At 69.1% G+C, this 20,034-nt stretch carries 21 protein-coding genes; 8 read left to right on the forward strand and 13 right to left on the reverse strand.

The genetic code is table 11. The features are described from left to right. The first annotated feature begins 72 nt into the window (after nucleotides 1-72). The 6 genes from lpxC to ACTIF1_RS15790 all read left to right on the forward strand — a co-directional run bounded on the left by lpxC (nucleotide 73) and on the right by ACTIF1_RS15790 (nucleotide 7,479). Nucleotides 73-1,020: a UDP-3-O-acyl-N-acetylglucosamine deacetylase gene (gene lpxC, locus ACTIF1_RS15765; protein ID WP_439597389.1), complete on the forward strand. Its 948-nt coding sequence runs from the start codon at nucleotides 73-75 to the stop codon at nucleotides 1,018-1,020. Nucleotides 1,021-1,168: 148 nt separating this feature from the next. Further along, entirely contained in the window at nucleotides 1,169-2,011 is an 843-nt protein-coding gene (locus tag ACTIF1_RS15770; protein ID WP_439597390.1) for an outer membrane protein assembly factor BamD, read from the forward strand. A 22-nt stretch (nucleotides 2,012-2,033) separates the two neighbouring features. Then, entirely contained in the window at nucleotides 2,034-3,713 is a 1,680-nt protein-coding gene (gene recN, locus ACTIF1_RS15775; RefSeq protein WP_439597391.1) for a DNA repair protein RecN, read from the forward strand. Beyond that, a complete protein-coding gene (locus tag ACTIF1_RS15780) occupies nucleotides 3,710-4,186 on the forward strand; it encodes a GNAT family N-acetyltransferase (RefSeq protein ID WP_439597392.1) in 477 nt (158 codons plus the stop codon). The genes recN and ACTIF1_RS15780 overlap by 4 nt, the downstream gene beginning before the upstream one ends. Then, complete coding sequence (gene ligA / locus ACTIF1_RS15785) at nucleotides 4,183-6,783, forward strand: NAD-dependent DNA ligase LigA (RefSeq protein WP_439597393.1); 2,601 nt, start codon at nucleotides 4,183-4,185, stop codon at nucleotides 6,781-6,783. Before ACTIF1_RS15780 ends, ligA begins: the two co-directional genes overlap by 4 nt. 75 nt (nucleotides 6,784-6,858) lie before the next feature. After that, nucleotides 6,859-7,479: a LysE family translocator gene (locus ACTIF1_RS15790; protein ID WP_439597394.1), complete on the forward strand. Its 621-nt coding sequence runs from the start codon at nucleotides 6,859-6,861 to the stop codon at nucleotides 7,477-7,479. Here ACTIF1_RS15790 and ACTIF1_RS15795 read toward each other — a convergent pair. Continuing rightward, nucleotides 7,476-7,946, reverse strand: a complete 471-nt coding sequence (locus ACTIF1_RS15795) for a hypothetical protein (protein ID WP_439597395.1) — start codon at nucleotides 7,944-7,946, stop codon at nucleotides 7,476-7,478. The genes ACTIF1_RS15790 and ACTIF1_RS15795 overlap by 4 nt on opposite strands. A 57-nt stretch (nucleotides 7,947-8,003) precedes the next feature. Between ACTIF1_RS15795 and ACTIF1_RS15800 the strand changes: the two genes are divergently transcribed. Continuing rightward, nucleotides 8,004-8,333: a hypothetical protein gene (locus ACTIF1_RS15800; protein ID WP_439597396.1), complete on the forward strand. Its 330-nt coding sequence runs from the start codon at nucleotides 8,004-8,006 to the stop codon at nucleotides 8,331-8,333. Here ACTIF1_RS15800 and ACTIF1_RS15805 read toward each other — a convergent pair. Then, nucleotides 8,324-9,112, reverse strand: coding sequence for an N-acyl homoserine lactonase family protein (locus ACTIF1_RS15805; RefSeq protein ID WP_439597397.1), 789 nt, complete (start codon nucleotides 9,110-9,112; stop codon nucleotides 8,324-8,326). The two genes, ACTIF1_RS15800 and ACTIF1_RS15805, sit on opposite strands and share 10 nt — an antisense overlap. A gap of 4 nt (nucleotides 9,113-9,116) precedes the next feature. Next, entirely contained in the window at nucleotides 9,117-10,010 is an 894-nt protein-coding gene (locus ACTIF1_RS15810; RefSeq protein ID WP_439597398.1) for an NAD(P)-dependent oxidoreductase, read from the reverse strand. 71 nt (nucleotides 10,011-10,081) lie between these two features. Here ACTIF1_RS15810 and ACTIF1_RS15815 point away from each other — a divergent pair, with 71 nt between their 5' ends. Continuing rightward, nucleotides 10,082-10,960 (forward strand): alpha/beta fold hydrolase, encoded by an 879-nt coding sequence (locus tag ACTIF1_RS15815; protein WP_439597399.1) that lies wholly within the window; start codon nucleotides 10,082-10,084, stop codon nucleotides 10,958-10,960. Nucleotides 10,961-11,052: 92 nt separating this feature from the next. On the opposite strand, the gene ACTIF1_RS15820 is transcribed toward ACTIF1_RS15815, so the two are convergent. The 10 genes from ACTIF1_RS15820 to ACTIF1_RS15865 form a co-directional block, all read right to left on the reverse strand. Further along, entirely contained in the window at nucleotides 11,053-11,568 is a 516-nt protein-coding gene (locus tag ACTIF1_RS15820) for a DinB family protein (RefSeq protein ID WP_439597400.1), read from the reverse strand. Next, nucleotides 11,568-12,572 (reverse strand): GNAT family N-acetyltransferase, encoded by a 1,005-nt coding sequence (locus tag ACTIF1_RS15825; RefSeq protein WP_439597401.1) that lies wholly within the window; start codon nucleotides 12,570-12,572, stop codon nucleotides 11,568-11,570. Before ACTIF1_RS15825 ends, ACTIF1_RS15820 begins: the two co-directional genes overlap by 1 nt. Next, nucleotides 12,569-13,771, reverse strand: a complete 1,203-nt coding sequence (locus tag ACTIF1_RS15830) for a pyridoxal phosphate-dependent aminotransferase (RefSeq protein ID WP_439597402.1) — start codon at nucleotides 13,769-13,771, stop codon at nucleotides 12,569-12,571. The genes ACTIF1_RS15825 and ACTIF1_RS15830 overlap by 4 nt, the downstream gene beginning before the upstream one ends. A 55-nt stretch (nucleotides 13,772-13,826) precedes the next feature. After that, complete coding sequence (locus ACTIF1_RS15835; RefSeq protein WP_439597403.1) at nucleotides 13,827-14,261, reverse strand: GNAT family N-acetyltransferase; 435 nt, start codon at nucleotides 14,259-14,261, stop codon at nucleotides 13,827-13,829. Further along, nucleotides 14,258-15,460, reverse strand: a complete 1,203-nt coding sequence (locus ACTIF1_RS15840; RefSeq protein ID WP_439597404.1) for a pyridoxal phosphate-dependent aminotransferase — start codon at nucleotides 15,458-15,460, stop codon at nucleotides 14,258-14,260. Before ACTIF1_RS15840 ends, ACTIF1_RS15835 begins: the two co-directional genes overlap by 4 nt. Before the next feature lie 119 nt (nucleotides 15,461-15,579). Continuing rightward, on the reverse strand, nucleotides 15,580-15,936 hold the full coding sequence (locus ACTIF1_RS15845; RefSeq protein WP_439597405.1) for a hypothetical protein: 357 nt from the start codon (nucleotides 15,934-15,936) through the stop codon (nucleotides 15,580-15,582). A 46-nt stretch (nucleotides 15,937-15,982) separates the two neighbouring features. Continuing rightward, the gene (locus tag ACTIF1_RS15850; RefSeq protein WP_439597406.1) at nucleotides 15,983-16,771 is read right to left on the reverse strand and encodes an ABC transporter permease subunit; all 789 of its coding nucleotides are present in this window, start codon (nucleotides 16,769-16,771) and stop codon (nucleotides 15,983-15,985) included. Further along, nucleotides 16,768-17,640: an ABC transporter permease subunit gene (locus tag ACTIF1_RS15855; RefSeq protein WP_439597407.1), complete on the reverse strand. Its 873-nt coding sequence runs from the start codon at nucleotides 17,638-17,640 to the stop codon at nucleotides 16,768-16,770. The genes ACTIF1_RS15850 and ACTIF1_RS15855 overlap by 4 nt, the downstream gene beginning before the upstream one ends. Then, nucleotides 17,637-18,782, reverse strand: coding sequence for an ABC transporter ATP-binding protein (locus ACTIF1_RS15860; protein ID WP_439597408.1), 1,146 nt, complete (start codon nucleotides 18,780-18,782; stop codon nucleotides 17,637-17,639). Before ACTIF1_RS15860 ends, ACTIF1_RS15855 begins: the two co-directional genes overlap by 4 nt. Then, a complete protein-coding gene (locus ACTIF1_RS15865; RefSeq protein WP_439597409.1) occupies nucleotides 18,779-19,885 on the reverse strand; it encodes a polyamine ABC transporter substrate-binding protein in 1,107 nt (368 codons plus the stop codon). Before ACTIF1_RS15865 ends, ACTIF1_RS15860 begins: the two co-directional genes overlap by 4 nt. Nucleotides 19,886-20,034: the final 149 nt, after the last annotated feature.

Consider the following 20,034-nt stretch of genomic DNA (forward strand, 5'->3'; position numbering starts at 1 on the left):
GAAGGACACGTCGGGGTGATCGGCCACTTTGTGTGGCCAGGCACCCGGCGGGGTCAGGGGCACAAGACGCGCATGGACGGTTTCCTCCCGATCGATCTGAGACGGCGCAAGACGCTGAAGACGGCGATCGGCTGCGTCGGCGTCGGCCTGCATAGCGGGCGCCGCGTCTCCCTCACCCTGCGCCCGGCCACCGCCGGCACCGGCATCCTGTTCCGCCGCAGCGACCTCGGCATCGATATTCCCGCCCGCTTCGACCGCGTGGTCGATACCCGCCTCTGCACCGCCCTCGTCGCCGAAGGCGCGCCGCATGCGCGCATCGGCACAGTGGAGCATGTGATGGCGGCGCTGGCTGGCGCCGGGGTGACGGATGCGATCCTGGAGCTGGACGGCGCGGAAGTGCCGATCCTGGACGGTTCCGCGGCACCCTTCCTGTTCCTGATCGACTGCGCCGGCACCATCAGCCTGGATGCCCCGGCCCCGGTGATCGAGGTGCTGCGCCCCATCCGCGTCGAGGAGAAGGACGCCTTCGTCGAACTGCAGCCGGCCCATGTGCCGGGCTTCGAGGCGACGATGAGCATCGACTTCCCCTCCACCGCCATCGGCAGCCAGACGGTGCAGATGCGCCTGACTCCGGCGGCCTTCCGCGCCGGCGTGGCGGATGCCCGCACCTTCACCCTGGCCGAGGAAATCGCGCGGCTGCGCGCTGCCGGCCTGGCCCAGGGCGGCAGCCTGGAGAATGCCATCGTGGTGGATGGCCCCCTGGTGCTGAACCCGGGCGGCCTGCGCCGGCCGGATGAATTCGTGCGGCACAAGCTGCTCGACGTGGTGGGGGACCTGGCGCTCGCCGGTGCCGCCCTCTCCGCGCGCTTCGTCGGCCATCGCTCCGGCCATGCGCTGAACAACAAGCTGCTGCGGGCGCTGTTCGCCGAGCGCGCCGCCTGGCGCATGGTGGATGGCGAGCTGCCGATGGACGGAGTCGCGACGCGGCTGCCGGCCGCCGCCGCCCCCGCCATGGCCTGAAGGCCAGGCTCGCGGCCGCGCGCCGCGGTGAAGTGACACCGCGGCCGCTATGGCATAGGACAGCGTGAGACACACGGCGGCGACCCGCGCCTTGCCGTGACCATGCCGCGGCATGGTATAGGGAAGCCCCATGCCTGACCGGTGCGCGATGCTTCGACGCCTTCTGCCTCTCCTCCTCATCCTGCCCATGGCCGCCTGCACGGCGTGGGATGGGCGCATGAACTCGCTCGGCGCGCCGCCACCCGGCACGCCCGGCGCCAGCGGCCAGGACAGCTCCGCCGAGGGTCTCTACGCCCAGGGCATGGAGGCGCTGACCGCCGAGCGATACCAGCGCGCGGTCGAGCTGTTTGACCGGGTGGAGCGCGAGCACCCCTATTCCGCCTTCGCCACCAACGCCAAGCTGATGTCCGCCTATGGCGAGTATATGCGCAACCGCTATACGGAGGCGCTCGGCGCGCTGGACCGCTTCATCCAGCTGCATCCGGCGCATCGCGACATCGCCTATGCCTATTACCTGCGGGCGCTGAGCTATTACGAGCAGATCAACGACATCCAGCGCGACCAGCGCACCACCGAACAGGCCATGGCGGCGCTGCAGGATGTCTCGAACCGCTTCCCCAATACGCCCTATGCGCGCGATGCCCGGCTGAAGATGGACCTGGCGCGCGACCATCTGGCAGGGCGCGAGATGACCATCGGCCGCTTCTACCAGACGCGCCGCCTGAACACCGCCGCCATCGGCCGCTTCCGCCGCGTGGTGGATGAATACCAGACCACCAACCATGTGCCGGAGGCGCTGCACCGGCTGACGGAGCTGTACCTCTCCATGGGCCTGGTGGATGAGGCGCGGCGCACCGCCGCCGTGCTCGGCCACAACTACCCCGGCAGCTCCTGGTACCAGGACAGCTACGCCCTGCTGGTCGATGGCGCCGAGGGCACCGAACCGAACCGCCCCGGCTTCTTCCGCCGCGTGGTCGGATCCATCTTCTGACGCCAACCGCGCCCGCCGCGCGATGCTGACCTCGCTCGCCATCCGGGACGTGGTGCTGATCGAGCGCCTCGATCTTGGCTTCGGCCCGGGGCTGACGGTGCTGACCGGCGAGACCGGGGCGGGCAAATCCATCCTGCTGGACAGCCTCGGCCTCGCGCTCGGCGCGCGGGCCGAGAGCGGGCTCGTGCGATCCGGCCAGTCCCAGGCCAGCGTCGCCGCGGCCTTTGCGCCCGGTGACCAGCACCCGGCCCGGGCGCTGCTGGTGGACCAGGGGATCGAGGCCGAGGACGAGATCGTGCTGCGGCGCATCGTCACCGCCGATGGAAGGTCCCGCGCCTTCGTCAACGACCAGCCGGTGGGACTCGCCTTGCTGCGCCGCCTGGGCGCGCTGCTGGTCGAGGTGCAGGGCCAGCACGACCAGGTGGGGCTGACCGATTCCACCAACCATGCCGGGCTGCTGGATGCCTCCGGCGGGCTGGAGAAGCTGCGCGCCAGCACCGCCGTTGCCCACAAGGCCTGGCGCGAGGCGGAACGGGCGCTGGCGGAGGCGCGGGAGCGCATCGCCGCCGCCCAGCGCGACGAGGAGTTCTTGCGCCACGCCGTGGCCGAGCTTGATTCGCTGGCCCCCGTCGAGGGCGAGGAGGATGACCTCGCCGCCGAGCGCCAGCGCCTGCAGCAGGGCGAGCGGCGTGGCGAGGCGATTGCCGAGGCCCTGGCCAGCCTGCAGCCGCGCGACCGCCGCAGCGCCAACCCCGCCGCCGCCCTGCGCAATGCCTCCCGCGCCCTGGAGCGCCTGCCCGCCCCGAATCCCGAGGCCGAGCCGGCGCTGGAGGCGATCGGCCGCGCGCTGGATGCGCTGGGCGAGGCGGAGACGGCGCTGGAGCGGCTGGTGCAGGAGGTGGCGCCGGATCCACGCCGGCTGGAACAGGTGGAGGAGCGGCTGTTTGCGCTGCGCGCCGCCGCCCGCAAGCACCTGGTGCCGGTGGTGGAGTTGCCCGCGCTGCTGGCCACGCTGAAGGACCGGCTGGCGGCATTGGATGCCGGCACCGGCCAGGTTGCCGCCGCCGAGGCGGCCCTGGCCCAGGCCCGCTCCGCCTATCTGGCCGCCAGTGGCCGGCTGACCGAGGCGCGGCGCGATGCGGCGGCGAAGCTGGAGAAGGCGCTGGGGCGCGAATTGCCGCCGCTGAAGCTGGATCGCGCGCGACTGGTGGTGGATGTGGCGCCGCGGCCGGAGGCGGCCTGGGGGCCGGATGGCGTGGACCGGGTGACCTTCCTGGTCTCCACCAACCCCGGCCAGGCGCCCGGCGCGCTGGACAAGGTGGCCTCGGGCGGCGAGCTGTCCCGGCTGATGCTGGCGCTGAAGGTGGTGCTGGCGCGCGGATCGCCCGTGCCGACGCTGGTCTTCGACGAGGTCGACAGCGGCGTCGGCGGCGCCACGGCGGCGGCGGTGGGCGAAAGGCTGTTGCGGGTGGCGGAGCGGCTGCAGGTGCTGGTGGTGACTCATTCGCCCCAGGTGGCGGCCCGCGGCAGCCGGCATCTCTCGGTCGCCAAGTCGGTGAAGGCCGGACGGGCCGAGACCCGCGTGACACCGCTGGATGCGCCGCAGCGACGGGAGGAGATCGCGCGGATGCTGGCGGGGGAGCATGTGACGGAGGCGGCCCGGATGGCGGCGGACAGCCTGCTGGCGGGCGGGCTGCTGTGATCCGGGAGGCGGCGCCCGGCGACGCCGGCGCCGTGGCGGGGCTGATCAACGCCATCAACAGCCTGGACGGACCCGGCCCTGACCTGCCGATGACGGCGCAGGTCGTGTTGCGCGACCTGATCTGCGACGCGCCCAAGGCTCTGCTGCGCGTGGCGGAACGGGATGGGCGGGTGGTGGGCTTCGCCACCGCCGGGCTGGTCTATGATGCGGAACGCTGCGGCTGGGCGCTGATGCTGCTGGACCTCTATGTCGATCCCGGGTCCCGCCGCCGCGGCCTGGCGCGCGGGCTGATGGCGGCACTGGCGGCGGAGGCGCGGCGCCAGGGCGCGCTCTGCCTCTGGTGGGGCGTGGACCAGGGCGATGACGAGGCCACCCTGTTCTACCGCTCGATCGGCGCGCGCAGCGAAGGACTGTTCAGCGGCGAATTGCTTGAGGGCGCGGCGCTGGCCCGCCTGGCGGATGAGGGACCATGACCGAGAGCAGCCTGCGCAGCCGCGCCGTCGAGGCGCTGACTGAGGAGGAAGCGGCCGAGGAACTCGCCGCCCTGGCCACCGAGATCGCGCATCACGATGAGGCCTATCACCGGCAGGATGCGCCGGAGATTTCGGATGCCGCCTATGACGCGCTGGTGCGCCGCAACCGCGCCATCGAGGCCCGCTTTCCGGACCTGATCCGCGAGGACAGCCCCAGCCGCAAGGTGGGCGCCGAGGCGGCGGAAGGATTCGCGAAACTTCGGCACGGCGTGCCGATGCTCTCGCTGGACAACGCTTTTGGCGACGCGGACTTTCTCGAATTCACCGCCTCCGTCCGCCGCTTCCTGCGGCTGGGGGCGGAGGAGCAGCTGGCCTTCGTGGGAGAGCCGAAGATCGACGGGCTCTCGATCAACCTGCTCTATGAGAATGGCGTCTTCATCCGCGGCGCCACGCGCGGCGACGGGATGGAGGGGGAGGATGTCACCCGCAACCTCGAAACCCTGCCGGAAAGCGAATTGCCGCGCCGGCTGAAGGGCGACGCGCCGGCGCGTATCGAGATCCGCGGCGAGGTCTTCATGGAGAAGGCCGATTTCCTTGCCTTCCGGGCGCAGCAGGCGCAGGCGGCGGCGGAGCGCGAGGAACGGCGGGAGCGCGGCGAAAAGCTCGGCCCCGCCATCGTGGTGCCGGTCAATCCGCGCAATGCCGCGGCCGGCGCGCTGCGCCAGCTCGACCCCGCCATCACGGCGCAGCGGCCGCTGAAGCTGTTTGCCTATGCCATGGGCGAGGCCAGCGCGCAGCCGGTGGAGACGCATGGCGCCTGGCTGGACCAGCTGCGGAAATGGGGCTTTCGTGTGAACCCGGCCTCCGCGGTGCTGGAGGGTGAGGACGCGGCGCTCGGTTTCCAGAAGCGCATGGCGGAAGGCCGCGCGGCGCTGAGCTACGATATCGACGGCGTCGTCTACAAGCTGGACCGGCTGGACTGGCAGCGCCGCCTCGGCTTCGTCGGCCGCGCGCCGCGCTGGGCCATCGCCTGGAAATTCCCCGCCGAGCAGGCGGAGACGGTGCTGCTGGATATCGAGATCCAGGTCGGCCGCACCGGCGCGCTGACGCCGCGCGCGGTGATGCAGCCGGTCGGCGTCGGCGGCGTGATGGTGACCCACGCCACGCTGCACAACGAGGATGAGATCGCCCGCAAGGATGTGCGGATCGGCGATACGGTGGTGCTGCAGCGCGCCGGCGATGTGATTCCGCAGATCGTCTCGGTGGTGCTGGAGAAACGGCCGGCAGGGGCAAAGCCTTACGTTTTTCCTCACGAATGTCCTGTGTGCCAGAGCCGAGCCATCCGCGATATGGATCAGCATACTGGAGAATTCGATGTCGTTCGTCGCTGCACTGGCACGCTCATCTGCGCAGCTCAGAAATCTGAACGACTAAGCCATTTCGTCTCCAGATTAGCTTTAGACATCGAAGGGCTCGGCGAAAAGCAAATCGAATTTTTTCTCTCGAGGAAGCTCATTGAAGAACCCGCAGACATATTCACATTAGCAGCTCGCGATAAAAACGCCGATCGCCCCCTCAAGACGTGGCCCGGCTTCGGCGAAATTTCGGCGCAGAAAATATTCGGGGCCATTGAACGGCGGCGGAGCGTTCCATTCGATCGGATTATTTTTGGGTTAGGCATACGCCACATCGGAGAAGAACTGTCCAAGAGCGTAGCGCGGAAGTTCGGCGATTTCCCTAGCTTGCTTGAGACAGTGGACAGGGTTCAAGCAGAGCGAAAGGCAGTTTGGCTGAACGCTCTGACGGGGCTGGTAAACCCTGAGACGCTAAGTTCCGAAACAGAGTGGCAGGAGGCGGCTCAGCAGGCGCGTTCCGGCGCACTTCACGAGGTGCAGGCACGCCACTGGATGCTCGCGCCGATTGGTGTTGGCCCTACCACTGCGGGCAAAGTTCTTAGATATTTTGCGCAGAACCATAGGCTTGATGGGGCAGACGCAACAGTCAAAAAGCTGGTCAAACATTATGGTTCCGCTTCCGAAGTAAAAGAGAAACTTGCTGCTACCACTGCCTCGGTAACGCGGACCTGGAACGATGTACTTGAGCACCTCGGACGCCTGGGGAATTCTACATATGAAAAGCCCTGCGTTGCACCATCAGCAGAATGGATCAGCGCCTCTGCGCGCGTAAGCGAAGCATTCCAGGCAGAGGAAGAAGCAATGGCGCCTCTCGGAATCGAAAGAGAACTTGGACCAACCAGACAGTTTGCGCTGCTAGATTTCTTTACCCAATCTCGAAACAGAGAGGCGTTGGATCGTCTACTTGAGCAGGTGCGACCGATTGCACCAATCAGGCCCGCAACTGACGCTATTCTAACCGGAAAGACGATCGTTTTTACGGGCGTTCTACTCACGATGAAGCGTTCGGAAGCCGAAGAACAAGCACGGATCTTGGGTGCGAAGGTTGCAGGGAGTGTTTCGAGGCAGACCGACTTCGTCGTGGTCGGCACCGATGCCGGCAGCAAGGCGAAGAAGGCGGCGGAGCTGGGCGTGCAGGTGCTGACGGAAGCCGCGTGGCGGGAGATGGCGGGCCTCGGCTGAGGCATCAGCGCGGCTGATGCGGCGGATCATGCCTATTCGTTGTCCCGCCGCGCCGGGGCGGCGCAGGCTGCCGCCATGCCGATCGACCCGCAGCTTTTCCTGGGCTTCCTCTTCGCCGCCTGGGTGCTGATCCTGACGCCGGGGCCGGATATGCTCTTCGTCATCGGCCAGAGCCTGGCCGGTGGCGTGGCGCGGGGCTGGGCGGCGATGCTGGGCATCGTCAGCGGCGCGCTGGTGCATGTGGCGCTCGCCGCCTCCGGCGTCGCGGCGCTGATCGCGGCCTCCCCTTCCCTGTTCGAGGCGTTGCGGCTGGTGGGTGCGGCCTATCTGATCTGGCTCGGGGCCGGCGCGCTGCGGGCGGCCTGGCGCGGGGGCGAGGCGCTGCGGCCGGCGGCGCCGGTGGGCGCGGCCTTCCGGCAGGGTTTCGTGACCAACCTGACCAACCCCAAGGTCATCCTGTTCTTCCTGGCCTTCCTGCCGCAATTCGTCGACCCGGCACGCGGCCCGGCCTGGCTGCAGATGGCCCTGCTGGGCCCGCTGGTGCCGCTGATGTCCCTGCCCGCCTATGGGCTGCTGATCCATGGCGCGGGGCGCGCCGCGGCGCGGCTGAACCGCCATGCGCGCTGGCTGGAAGGGGTGGCGGGGGCGCTGTTCCTTGGCCTCGGGCTGCGGCTGCTGGTGCCGGTGCGGGGTTAACGCTCCTCCCACTGGCGGAGCACGGTCACGCCCGCCGCCGTCCCCGGGAAAAGATGCACATCGTAGCGATCCGCCCCCTCCAGCCCATCGGCGCTCAGCGTGCCGAGGCCGGCGAAGGTGACCAGCGCGCACAGCGGCACGGCCGGCACCGCGGCCTGCGCCGCACCCTCCCGCGCATCGGTCAGGCCCAGAATGGCGAGGCGGCCGCTGGGCACGAGCAGCGGTGCCTCTGCCACATGGTCGAAGGCGGCGAGGTCGAGCGCCGGGCGCGCCGCGTGCAGAAGAACCTGCACCGGCACCCGCATATTGCGCAGGGTGGACACCACAAGGATGCCGGGTGCCAGGTTCAGCCGGGCGCGCAGCACCGCCTCCGGCCAGAAGACCGGCGCATCCGGCCAGGCCACGGCGTCGCAGAGCAGGAACTGGTGGTAGTCGGCCAGCAGCGGGCCTTCGAACAGCAGGGTCATCGGCGATATCCTCTCGCGGGCCTTGTCTTTCCCGCCCCGGTGCGGTCAATCGGCGGCATGTCCGCCTTCATGATCGCCGCGCTGCTGCTCTCGGTTGCGGCCTATATCCACACCGTCTCCGGACGGCTCGGCCTGCACCTGCCCAATCCGGCCCTGGAAGTGCTGTGGCGGGTGCTTTCCTTCGCGGCGCTGGTCGCCTGGGTGGTGCTGATCCTGCGCGGCTTCACGACGCGCCACTGGTCGGACCCGACGGCGGCGCTGTTCGGGTCCTTCGCGCTGAACTGGTGGTTCGGCCATCGCGGGCCGAAGCCGGGCTGGCCGATCATCTCCATGCTCTTCGCCCTGGCCGGGCTGGGGCTTGCGACCTATTCCTTCCTCTACGAGTGAGGCGGCAGGTCGAGGCGCCAGGCCTCGGCATCCAGCTCCGAAACCGGAAAGCGCTGGCGCACCAGCGGGTCGTGGCCCGGGATCACCAGGGAGGCATCGCCCCCGGCCAGCACCCGGGCCTTCCGCCAGCCCTGGATCATGGCGCCGAGGTCGAAGACGATCGGGAAGGGAATCTGGCGGTCCATATTGGCGTAGTAGTGGCTGGCGTCGCCGGCGATGACCAGCGGGCCGCGTTCGGTCGCTACCTTCACCATCTGCAGCCCGTCCGAATGGCCGCCGATGCCGTGCAGCGTGACGCCGGGGGCGACCTCGCCTTCCCCGTCATGGAACTGCACCCGCTCCGCATAGAGGGCGCGGATCAGCAGGACCACATCCTCCACCTCAAAGGTCTGGCGGATGCAGATGCTGCACATGTGGCGGCCGGTGGCGAAGGCGACCTCGCGGTCCTGGATGTGGAAGGTCGCGTTGGGGAAGAGGTCCAGGTTGCCGGCGTGGTCGTAGTGAAGATGGGTGATGATGACGTCGCGGATTCTTGCCGGGTCGCTGCCGACGGCGCGCAGCGCGTCCTCCACCGGGCGCAGCAGGCGGCGGTCGCGACGGGCGGCGGTGGCCGCATTGTAGCCGGTGTCCACCAGGATCTCCCTGCCCTCCGGCCCGCGCAGCAGCCAGACGAAGTAGTCCATGGGCATCGCCTCATGCGCATCCGGCACCGGGCCCATGAAATTGGCCGCGGCGGTGCGTTCGTGATGCGCGTAGCGCAGCGCAAGAACCTGCCACATCGCCTCAGCCCTTCTGCTCGGAGATCTGGCCGGCGGCCAGCGCCTCGCTGAAGCGGGCCGCGGCCGTATGGTCCTGGCCCGGGCCGAGCAGCGCGGCGGCCGCGGCCCACAATTCCCGCGTCTGCGCGGCCAGCGGCGCGGGGGTGGCGGTTTCGCGCCCCACCTGCATGGCGATGGTCAGGTCCTTCACCATCAGGTCCAGACCGAAACCGGAGTCGAATTTGCGCGAGAGCACGAACTGCTTGAGCTTGCGCTGGGTGCTGTTGTTCATGCCGGTGGAGGCATTCAGCACATCGACCATCACGCCGGGGTCGAGGCCGAAGCGACTGCCGATCAGCAGCGCCTCGACACTCACAAGAAAGCCCGCGGCGCTGACCAGGTTGTTCAGCGCCTTCATCGCCTGGCCGGCGCCGATATCGCCGCAGCGGGTGATGGTGGTGCCCATGGCGCGCAGCAGCGGGTCCACGCGCGCCAGCGCCTCGGCCGCGCCGCCGGTCATGATGGCGAGCTCGCCGGTCTCGGCCCGGGCCACGCCGCCGGAGACGGGGGCATCCACCATGGCAACGCCCCGCGCGGCCAGCCCCTCGGCCAGGGCACGGGTGGCGGAGGGTTCGCCGGAGGACATCTCGATCACCACGGCGCCGGGTTTGAGCGACGGGCCGATGGCACCCAGCACGGCCGAGACGTCGCGGCTGGTGGGCAGCATGGTGATGAGGGCGTCGGCGCCATCCGCCGGGTTGGCCGGGGCGGTGCCACCGTGGCGCTGCACGAAATCCGCCGCTCGGCCGGGCACGGCATCCTGCACCGCGACAGGATACCCGGCCTCGATCAGCCGGCGCGCCATGGGCCAGCCCATGCGCCCGATGCCGATGAAGCCGATGCGGCCGATGGCTTCCATGCGATTTCCCCCTCTTGTTGCCTCCAGGCTGCGGGCGTCAGCTGGGACGGTCAAGCGGAAGGGGAAGACCCATGTTCGAGGGCTTTGTCGAGGAACGCCGCGCCGGCGCCGGGGCGATGCTGCGGCTGCGGCGCGGCGGCGAGGGCCCGCCTTTGCTGCTGCTGCATGGCAATCCGCAGACGCATGCCATGTGGCACCTTGTGGCGCCGGAGCTGGCGAAGCGCTTCACCGTGGTCTGCCCGGACCTGCGCGGCTACGGCTTCTCCGACAAGCCCTCGCCCAGCGCGGATCACGCCGCCTATGCGAAGCGTGCCATGGCCGCCGATATGCTGGCGCTGATGCAGGGGCTGGGCCACCAGCAATTCCAGGTGGTGGCGCATGACCGCGGGGCGCGCGTGGCGCATCGGCTGGCGCTGGATGCGCCGCAGGCGGTGCAGCGGCTCGCGCTACTCGACATCGTGCCGACGCTGCATCACTTCGAGACGGCGAACATGGACTTTGCCATGGGCTACCACCACTGGTTCTTCCTGGCCCAGCCGCATCCGAAGCCGGAGCGCATGATTCTGCGGGATGTGGAGGACTGGTTCACCGGCCATACCACGCGCGGGCCGCAGGGCGATGTCTTCGCGCCCCAGGCGCGCGCGGACTACGTCGCGGCGCTGCACCAGCCCGGCACGGTGATGGCGATCTGCGAGGATTATCGCGCGGCCACCAGCATCGACCTGGAGCATGATCGCGCCAGCCGCGCGGCGGGGCAGAAGGTGGGATGTCCGCTGCTGGCGCTATGGGGCGCGAAGGGCAAGATCGGCGTGTGGTACGAGCCGCTGGCGGTGTGGCGCGAGTATGCGAAGGGGCCGGTCAGCGGGCACAGCGTGAATTCGGGGCACTATCTGGCGGAGGAGGCGCCGGGGGAGGTTCTGGCGGCGCTGGAGGGGTTCTTGGAGAGGTAGGGCGGAATTGCCCCCGCCCCGACCAGCCTGGGGGGGTTGCGGCGCTGCTGCAACGCCGAAGGCTGGTCGGGGTGGGGTCTCGGCGCCTGGCCTCAGACGAAGCGCGCCTCCTCCAGGATGAAGGGCAGGTCCGTGTCGCCGGTGCGGGCGCCGAAGCCCGTCAGCAAGGCATGCGCCTGGCCGCGGTGATGCGTCTGGTGGTTGAAGAAATGCGTCACCAGCACCCAGCGCGGCCGGCTGATGTCGCGGCCCATGGCGCCGCTGAACCAGCCGAGCTCGCCCTCCAGCCAGGCCGGCTGCAGCGCCGCGGCCCAGGCCTCGATCCGCGCATCCAGGTTCCGGCGCGCCACCTGCATCATGGGCCATTCGGGATGCAGCGTGGCGCTTTCCTTGATGCCGCCGCCGGGCGCCGGCCAGCCGGCGAAGCGGAACATCCAGGTGGCATCGCCCCAGAGCAGATGGCTCAGCGTGCCGTGGATGGAGCCGAAGAAGGCGCCGCGATCGGCACGCCGCTGCGCCTCCGTCAGCGTCTCCGCCGCGGCATAGAGGCGCCGGTTCATCTCGCTGTTGTAGGCGGCCATCAGCCGCACCCAGTCCACCGTGACCATCAGACGTTCTTCCAAAAGAAGACCGTGTCGCAGGGGCTGCCATCCGGCCAGAGCGCATAGCCGGGGATTACGCCCATCTCGACCCAGCCGAGATCACGGTAGAGAGCCTCCGCCCCCTCCCCCTTCGCGGTGTCCAGCACCAGCAGGCGCCGGCCGAGGCCGCGGGCGGCCTGTTCGGCACGGCGCATCAGGGCGCGGGCCACGCCGCGCCGGCGGGCGGCGGGGTCCACCAGCAGCTTGGCGATATCGGCGCGATGCGGCTGGTTCTGCGGCGTGTCGAGTACAATCTGCACCGTGCCCACCAACACCCCATCCACCCAGGCCGCCAGCAGCACGCGCTTGCCGAGCGCCACGTCGGACGAGACGCGCTTGAAGAAATCCCGCGCCACGGCGGGGGCCAGCGGCGGGAAGAAGGACACGCTGGCGCCGGCGGCCACGCAACTCACCAGGATGCGCGCGAGTTGCGCCTCCGCGCTGGCCGCGGCGGCTGCATCCAGCGCCTCCACCACCAGCCCGCGCAGCGGTTTTGTGTAGCGGAATTCCAGGCTGTTCGAGACATCGTCCAGGATGCGGATGGAGCCCTGCCGCACATAGCCGGTCTTTTCGTAGAAGCGGTGCGCGGCCTCGAAGCGCGTATCGGTCCAGAGCACCAGGCGTTCGGCGCCGGCCTCCCGCGCATGGGATTCTGCCGCCGTCAGCAGGCGCTGCGCGAGGCCGGTGCCGCGCGCGGCCTTCGCCACATAGACGCGACAGATCTCCCAGGCCTGGTCATCGCCGAGCGGCCGCGTCGCCGCCATGCCGATGATCCGGCCATCCTGTTCCGCCGCCCAGAGCGCGCCGCCGGCCTCGGCAAAATAGGTCGCGAGCGCGCGGAGCTCCGGCACCTCCCCATCCACGTCCAGGACGCAGTTGGGGTATTCGGCCCAGCAATCGCCGACGAGGGCGATGAAACCCTCTGCGTCCTCGTCGCGACCCGGTCGCAGAGTGCTGGGCCTGAGCGTCATGCCAGGCCCTTGCAGAACTCCTGGATGCGCATGCAGGCCTCGCGCAGGCTGTCGGTGTCCGTGGCGTAGGAGATGCGGACATAGGGGCTCATGCCATAGGCCGAGCCCTGCACCAGCGCGACATGCGCCTCCTCGATCAAGGCGAGGGCGAAGTCGGTATCGGTCTCGATCTTCCGGCCGCCCTTGCTGGTCTTGCCGAGGCAGCCGGCGATGTTCGGGAAGACGTAGAAGGCGCCTTCCGGCTTGTGGCACTGGATGCCCGGCGCCTGGTTCAGCATCTCCACCACCAGGTCGCGGCGCTGCTTGTAGATCAGCGCACGCTCCTTCACGAGGTCCTGCGGCCCGTCCAGCGCCGCGACGGCAGCCGCCTGGCCCACCGTGCTGATGCCCGAGGTGAGCTGGCTCTGCATATTGACCATGGCCGCGATCAGCTCCTTCGGCCCGCCGCAGAAGCCGACGCGCCAGCCGGTCATGGCATAGGTCTTGGAGACGCCATTGACCGTCAGCACGCGGTCCTTCAGGCGTGGCTCGACCTCCGCGATCGTGCAGAATTCGAAGCCGTCATAGACCATGTGCTCATACATATCGTCCGTCATCACCCAGACATGCGGGTGCCGGAGCAGGACTTCGGCCAGGGCCTTCATCTCGGAACGCGAGCAGGCGGCGCCGGTCGGGTTATTGGGGAAATTCAGGATCAGCCACTTCGTCTTGGGCGTGATCGCCGCCTCCAGATCCTCCGGCCGCAGCTTGAAGCCGTTGTTCTGCGGGCAGGTCACCGGCACCGGCTTGGCGGTGGCGAGCTTCGCCATATCGGCATAGGAGATCCAGAAGGGCGCCGGAATCAGCACCTCGTCACCCGGATCGCAGGTGCCGAGCAGGGCGTTCATGATCACTTGCTTGCCGCCGTTCGAGACCATGATCTCGTCCATGGCGTAGTCCAGGTTGTTGTCGCGCTTGAACTTGCGCTGCACCGCCTGCTTCAGCGCCTTGGTGCCGTCCTGCGGCGGATATTTCGTGTCGCCGGAGAGGGCCGCCTGGTAGGCGGCGTCGATGGCGTGGCGGGGGGTGTCGAAATCCGGCTCGCCGATCGCCAGGCTGATGACCTTGATGCCCTTGGCGGCCAGTTCGCGCCCCTTGGCGGTCATGACCGCGGAGGCGGAAAGCTCGATATCCTTCAGGCGATTGGCAAGCGCGGGCATTTTTTCGACTGACTCCTGGCGAAGGAGCACAAGTTAGTCCCGGACGGCCCGCTGCTCAATCGGTGGGCGGGCGTGCCATGACCCAGTCGAATGGCTGTTCCCCCATCAGCACGAAGCCCTGGCGTTCCCAGAAGCGGCGGGCCGGGCTGTCCTTCAGCACTTCGATGGCGAAGCGCCGGCCGGGGTGAAGTGCCAGGGCCTGGGCCACGATGGCGGCGCCGAGGCCCTGGCCCTGCAAGTCCGGCTCCAGGTACAGGCTGTGCAGTTCCACAGCCTCCGCCCCCGGCTCCAGGCCGATGCAGCCGATCGGGCGGCCCGCCTGCTCGATCACATGCAGCCCGCCGCCGGCGAAGGCGGCTTCCATCCGGGCGCGGCGGCGCGCCGGGTCCCAGCGGCCGACGCGTTCCAGATGCGGCCGCATGACGCGCACGGACAGGTCCAGCAGCGACTCGAAATCCGCCCGCGTGGCGGGGCGGAAGACGAAGGTCATTTCAGCGCGGCACAGAAGTCCTGGATGCGGGTGCAGGCTTCGGTCAGCGTCGCATCATCGGTCGCGTAGCTGATGCGGATATGGCCGGGGAACATGAAGGCCGCGCCGTGCACGGCGGCCACGCCCTTCTCCTCGAGCAGCGCCAGGCAGAAGGCCTCGTCGCTGTCGATCTTCACGCCGCCGGCGCTGGTCTTGCCGAGGCAGCCGCGCACGTCCGGGAAGACGTAGAAGGCGCCCTCGGGTGTCGGGCAGCGCATGCCCTCCGCCTTGTTCAGCATGCCCACCACCAGGTTGCGCCGACGCTCGAAAGCCTGGCGCATCTCCTCGACGCTGTCCTGCGGGCCGGTCAGCGCCTCGATCGCCGCGGCCTGGGAGATGCTGCTGGTATTGGAGGTGGACTGGCTCTGCAGCTTGTCCATCGCCTTGATCAGCTGGGCCGGGGCGCCGGCGAAGCCGATGCGCCAGCCGGTCATGGCATAGGCCTTGGAGCAGCCGTTCATGGTGACGGTGCGGTCCTTCAGGCGCGGCTCCACCTCCACGATGGTGGCCGGCTTCATGCCGTCATAGGCCAGCTTCTCATAGATATCGTCGGAGAAGATCCAGACGTCCGGGTGCCGCAGCAGCACATCCGTCAGCTCCTTGAGCTGGGCGGCATTGTAGCCGGCGCCGGTCGGGTTGCAGGGGTTGTTCAGGATCAGCCACTTGGTCTTCGGCGTGATCGCGGCTTCCAGCTGCTCGCCGGTCATCCGGAAACCCTGGTTGGGGCCGCAGGGGACGATGACGGGCGTGCCCTCGGCGAGGGCCACGATATCCGGGTAGGAGACCCAGCAGGGGGCGGGGATGATGGCCTCGTCGCCCGCATTGATGGTGGCGACCAGCGCGTCGAAGATCACCTGCTTGCCGCCGGTGGCGACCAGGATCTCGTCCGGCGTGTAGTCGATGCCGCTGTCGCGCTTGAATTTCTGGCAGATCGCCCGGCGCAGCTCGATGGTGCCGGCCACGTCCGTATACCGCGTCTCGCCGCGCTCGATGGCGGCGATGGCGGCGTCCTTGACGTTGCGGGGCGTCTCGAAATCCGGCTCGCCGACCGAGAGGGAAATGATGTCCCGGCCCTGCGCCTTCAGCGCGCGCGCCTTGCCGGTCACGGCAATGGTCTGCGAGGGCGAGATGCGGTTCAGGCGATCGGCGATGAGGTTCATGTTGGTTCCCGGCGTCCCAGCCCGCCCCCGGAGGCTGGGGCGGCGCGCGGGCATTTTCCTAGACCCCGCCGCCGGGCACGTCCACCGCCACGGACCCGCAATTGCAACAGGGAAGAAGCCTATTCCAGGCGGAGCGGCCGGTAGCCCTGGAAGACGAAGCCTTTCTCCCGCATGCAGGCGGTGCGGTGCTGGTCCCGCGCGCCGGAGGCCATATCCACCATGTCGTAGCGCGGCGGGCGGTAGCGTTCCGTGACCCGGCAGCGCTCCCGGTCCCCCTCCCGCCAGCAGTTCCGCTCCCGCTCCACCCGGGCGGGGGCCACCTGCTGCCAGACCATCACGGGCGGCACGGCCAGCGCCGCGGCATCGCCGCAGGCGGCATTCATGGCATCCGCCTCGGCCTCCGAGGTGCCAGGGCGGGCCCAGCGTTCGGCGCAGGCGGTGAGCAGGATCAGCAGCAGCAGGGTCAGGGCGCGCATGGCCGCAATCTGGGCCTGACCGATGGTAAATCCATGGCGACCGCCGTCACCGGCTGCGGATCAGCCGCAGCACCAGGGCGAGGGCTAGGCCGACCACCGCCACCAGCACCGTCGCCAGCGCATACAATTCCGGCGTCAGGCCGAGCCGGACGGTGGAGAAGATCACCATGGGCAGGGTGGAGGCGCCGGGGCCGGAGACGAAGCTGGCGATCACCAGATCGTCCAGCGAGAGGGTGAAGGCCAGCAGCCAGCCCGCCGCGATGCCCGGCGCGATCAGTGGCAGGGTGATGACGCCAAAGACCTTCCAGGGGCGGGCGCCGAGATCCATCGCGGCCTCCTCGAGGCTCAGGTCGAAATCGGCGAGGCGGGACTGCACGACGACAGCGACATAGGCCGCGCCGAAGGTGGCATGGGCGATGGCGATGGTGCTGGCACCGCGGCCGGCGGGGAAGCCGAAGACCGATTCCATGGCGACGAAGAGCAGCAGCAGCGACAGGCCCGTGATCACCTCCGGCATCACCAGCGGCGCCGCCATGACGGCGCCGAAGCCGGCGCGGCCGCGGAAACGGCCGAAGCGCGCCAGGGCGAAGCCGGCCAGCACCCCCAGGATGGTCGCCATGGTGGCGGAGAGGGCGGCGATCTTCAGCGAGAGGCCGAGGGCCGCCATCAGCACCTCGTTGCGCCAGAGGCTGTCGTACCAGCGCAGGGAAAAGCCGGTGAAGCTGGTGACCATGCGGCTGTCGTTGAAGGAGAAGACGACCATCAGCAGGATCGGCAAATAGAGGAAGGCGAAGCCGAGTCCGAGCGGGATCGCCAGCCGGCCGATGCCCCTCATCGCCCGGCCCGCCACTGGAACAGCGCGATCGGCGCGACGAGGGCTGCCAGCAGCACGATGGCCAGCGCCGAGGCCAGCGGCCAATCGCGGTTCTGGAAAAATTCGGTCCACAAGACGCGCCCGATCAGCTGTGCGCCGGGGCCGCCCAGCAATTCGGGGATCACGAATTCCCCCACCGCCGGGATGAAGACCAGCAGAAAGCCCGCGACGATTCCCGGCAGCGAGAGCGGCAGCGTGACCTGCAGGAAGGCGCGCCAGGGCCGTGCGCCCAGATCCGCCGCCGCCTCCAGCAGCGCGGGATCGAGCTTCGACAGCGTGGCGTAGAGCGGCAGCACCATGAAGGGCAGGTAGCAATAGGTGATGCCGAGATACATCGCCGCATCGGTGTAGAGCAGCGGAATCGGCTCCGCGATGATCCCAAGCGCCAGCAGCGCGCCGTTCAGCCAGCCCTGGTCCTGCAGGATGCCGATCCAGGCGGTGACGCGCAGCAGGAAGCTGGTCCAGAAGGGCAGGATCACCAGCATCAGCAACAGGTTCCGCCGATGCTCCGGCGCCCGCGCGATGGCCAGGGCCATGGGGTAGCCGACGAAAAGGCAGAGCAGGGCGGAGACGGCGGCGACGCGCAGGCTGCGGAGATAGGCGTCGAGGTAATAGGGATCGTCCAGCAGCAGCTGGAAATTCGCGAGGTTCAATTGCAGCACCGCCGTCGCCTCGCCCGACCAGCGCAGCAGCGGCGCATAGGGCGGAAGGCCCTCGCTGGATTCGGCGAAGGCGATGGAGAGCACGAAGGCGAAGGGCACCACGAAGAACAGCGCCATCCAGGCCCAGGGCAAGGCGAGGACCAGGCGGCGGCGCGCCCGCGGCGTCATTCGGGCAGCACCATGCTGGCCTGGCGATCCCAGGTGACGGCGACCGTATCCTCCCAATCCACCGGGCGTTCGGTGCGGCGGCGCAGGTTGGGCTGGCTGACGCGCACTTCCTTCCCCGTCTCCAGCACCACGTGATAGACGAAGAAGTCGCCGTAATAGCCGATGTCGCGCACGCGCCCGACCAGGCGGTTGTCGCCCAGCGCGCTGCCCGGCGCCACGCGCTCGATCCGCATGCGCTCGGGGCGGAGCGCCACGAAGACGCGACTGCCGAGCGGCTTGCTGGCCGCGGGCTCCGCCAGGATGTCGAAATCCAGTTCCGAACTGCCGATGCGGACGCCTTCGGCCTCCACGCGCTCCACCACCCCTTCCAGGATATTGGCGGTGCCCAGGAATTCCGCGGTGAAGCGGCTATTGGGGAATTCATAGACCTCGGACGGCGTGCCCACCTGCGCCAGCGTGCCGCGATCCATCACGGCGAGCCGCGTCGCCATGGTCATCGCCTCCTCCTGGTCATGCGTGACGATGACGAAGGTGGTGCCGGTGCGCTCCTGGATATTGATCAACTCGAACTGCGTGGCCTCGCGCAGGTTCTTGTCGAGCGCCGAGAGCGGCTCATCCAGCAGCAGCAGTTTTGGGCGTTTTGCCAGGGCGCGGGCGAGCGCCACCCGGGCACGCTGGCCGCCGGACAAGGCGGCGGGTTTGCGATCGCCAAGCCCCTCCATCTTCACCATGGCCAGCATTTCCGCCACGCGCGCCGCGATGACGGATTTCGCCGCGCCCTCCTGCTTCAGGCCGAAACCGATGTTCTGGGCGACGGTCATATGCGGAAACAGCGCATAGGACTGGAACATCATGTTCACTGGCCGCGCATAGGGCGCGACGCCCGCCATGTCCTGCCCGTCCAGCACGATGCGCCCGGCATCGGGCTCCAGGAAGCCCGCAAGGCAGCGCAGCAGCGTGGACTTGCCCGAACCCGAACCGCCCAGCAGCGCGAAGAGCTCGCCGCGATAGATCGGCAGGCTCACCTCATCCAGCGCGACGAAGTCGCCGAAGCGCTTGGTCAGCTTCTCGATGCGCAGGAAGGGTTCGGCATTCGGATCGCGCCAAGGCTCGGCCGTGCCGGGCCGTTCGGAAGAACTCATCTGCCCGCCTTGAAGCGCGCCCAGACGCGGTTGCGCGCGCGTTCCGCGGCCTGGGCCACGGGGCCGATGGTGAAGAAGCGCGGCCGCATCGCCTCGGGCGGGAAGACCGCCGGATCGGCCGCCACCTCGGCCGCCACGGAAGCACGGCTGGCCGGCACGCCATTCGGGTAGCGCACGTGATTGGTGATGGCCGCCATCACATCCGGCTGCAGCAGGAAGTTGATGAAAGCATGCGCATTCTCGGGGTTCGGCGCATCGGCCGGAATCGCCAGCAGGTCGAACCAGAGCTGCGCGCCTTCCGCCGGCGCCACATAGGTGACGGCGACGCCGCGATCGGCCTCCCGCGCCCTGACGCCGGCCTGGATCGCATCGCCGGAATAGGCGAAGGCGAGGCAGGCCTGGCCGCTGGCCAGGGCCTCGATGGTGCCGCCGGTGGAGAAGTTGCGGATGAAGGGGCGCACCGCCATCAGCGTGCGCTCCACCTCCCGCAGGTCGCCGGCATCGGTGCTGTTGGGATCGCGGCCCAGATAGCGCAGCACGGTCGGGATGACGTCGGAGGCGCTGTCCATCATGCTGATGCCGCAGCGCGCGATGCGTCGCGCATGGGCGGGGTCGAAGATCAGGCGCAGGCTGTCCATCGGCGCATCGGGCGCCAGCGCCTGGATGCGCGCCGCATTCACGCCGAGCCCGATGCTGCCCCAGAGATACAGCGCGCCGAAGCGGTTGCCGGGGTCCGACGCCGCGACCTGTGCCTGCAGCGCGGGGTCGAGATTCGCCAGGTTGGGGATCTGCGCCCGATCGAGCGGCAGCAGCCCACCGGCGCGCGCGAGGCGGGAGAAGGTGGGCTCGCTGGTCGGCACGATGATGTCGTAGCCGGACCGGCCGGCGGAAAGCCGGCCCTCCAGCGTCTCCAGACTGTCATAGATGTCGTAGCGCACGCGGATGCCGGTCTCCCGCGTGAAGCGCTGGACCATATAGGGGTCGATATAGTCGTTCCAGTTGAACACGTTCACCACCCGCTCCTGCGCCCGGACCTCCGGCGCCGGCAGGGTGACGAGCAGGGCGGCCAAGGGTGCGGCCAGCAGGGCGAGGCGACGCAGCATCAGGAATCTCCCGCTTCTCGAAGCGGGGCGATGCTAAGGCGTTTTGCGCGGCGGTGAACACGCCCTGATCGCCTTGCGGCGGCTTTTCTGCGCGGGCTGCCGGGGGGCGGCAAGATGGCGCCGGCCTCGCCGCGGCCACCGAGGCGGAA

Origin of the sequence: Falsiroseomonas sp., from assembly GCF_051860665.1 — a bacterium.
In the GTDB taxonomy this organism is placed as follows: Bacteria; Pseudomonadota; Alphaproteobacteria; order Acetobacterales; family Acetobacteraceae; genus Falsiroseomonas.

What these genes read in the sequence shown, in the direction of transcription:
- lpxC (WP_439597389.1), top strand. Translation starts at nt 73, where the DNA reads ATGGACGGTTTCCTCCCGATCGATCTGAGACGGCGCAAGACGCTGAAG.
- ACTIF1_RS15770 (WP_439597390.1), top strand. Translation starts at nt 1,169, where the DNA reads ATGCTTCGACGCCTTCTGCCTCTCCTCCTCATCCTGCCCATGGCCGCC.
- recN (WP_439597391.1), top strand. Translation starts at nt 2,034, where the DNA reads ATGCTGACCTCGCTCGCCATCCGGGACGTGGTGCTGATCGAGCGCCTC.
- ligA (WP_439597393.1), top strand. Translation starts at nt 4,183, where the DNA reads ATGACCGAGAGCAGCCTGCGCAGCCGCGCCGTCGAGGCGCTGACTGAG.
- ACTIF1_RS15790 (WP_439597394.1), top strand. Translation starts at nt 6,859, where the DNA reads ATGCCGATCGACCCGCAGCTTTTCCTGGGCTTCCTCTTCGCCGCCTGG.
- ACTIF1_RS15795 (WP_439597395.1), bottom strand. Translation starts at nt 7,946, where the DNA reads ATGACCCTGCTGTTCGAAGGCCCGCTGCTGGCCGACTACCACCAGTTC.
- ACTIF1_RS15800 (WP_439597396.1), top strand. Translation starts at nt 8,004, where the DNA reads ATGTCCGCCTTCATGATCGCCGCGCTGCTGCTCTCGGTTGCGGCCTAT.
- ACTIF1_RS15805 (WP_439597397.1), bottom strand. Translation starts at nt 9,112, where the DNA reads ATGTGGCAGGTTCTTGCGCTGCGCTACGCGCATCACGAACGCACCGCC.
- ACTIF1_RS15810 (WP_439597398.1), bottom strand. Translation starts at nt 10,010, where the DNA reads ATGGAAGCCATCGGCCGCATCGGCTTCATCGGCATCGGGCGCATGGGC.
- ACTIF1_RS15815 (WP_439597399.1), top strand. Translation starts at nt 10,082, where the DNA reads ATGTTCGAGGGCTTTGTCGAGGAACGCCGCGCCGGCGCCGGGGCGATG.
- ACTIF1_RS15820 (WP_439597400.1), bottom strand. Translation starts at nt 11,568, where the DNA reads ATGGTCACGGTGGACTGGGTGCGGCTGATGGCCGCCTACAACAGCGAG.
- ACTIF1_RS15825 (WP_439597401.1), bottom strand. Translation starts at nt 12,572, where the DNA reads ATGACGCTCAGGCCCAGCACTCTGCGACCGGGTCGCGACGAGGACGCA.
- ACTIF1_RS15830 (WP_439597402.1), bottom strand. Translation starts at nt 13,771, where the DNA reads ATGCCCGCGCTTGCCAATCGCCTGAAGGATATCGAGCTTTCCGCCTCC.
- ACTIF1_RS15835 (WP_439597403.1), bottom strand. Translation starts at nt 14,261, where the DNA reads ATGACCTTCGTCTTCCGCCCCGCCACGCGGGCGGATTTCGAGTCGCTG.
- ACTIF1_RS15840 (WP_439597404.1), bottom strand. Translation starts at nt 15,460, where the DNA reads ATGAACCTCATCGCCGATCGCCTGAACCGCATCTCGCCCTCGCAGACC.
- ACTIF1_RS15845 (WP_439597405.1), bottom strand. Translation starts at nt 15,936, where the DNA reads ATGCGCGCCCTGACCCTGCTGCTGCTGATCCTGCTCACCGCCTGCGCC.
- ACTIF1_RS15850 (WP_439597406.1), bottom strand. Translation starts at nt 16,771, where the DNA reads ATGAGGGGCATCGGCCGGCTGGCGATCCCGCTCGGACTCGGCTTCGCC.
- ACTIF1_RS15855 (WP_439597407.1), bottom strand. Translation starts at nt 17,640, where the DNA reads ATGACGCCGCGGGCGCGCCGCCGCCTGGTCCTCGCCTTGCCCTGGGCC.
- ACTIF1_RS15860 (WP_439597408.1), bottom strand. Translation starts at nt 18,782, where the DNA reads ATGAGTTCTTCCGAACGGCCCGGCACGGCCGAGCCTTGGCGCGATCCG.
- ACTIF1_RS15865 (WP_439597409.1), bottom strand. Translation starts at nt 19,885, where the DNA reads ATGCTGCGTCGCCTCGCCCTGCTGGCCGCACCCTTGGCCGCCCTGCTC.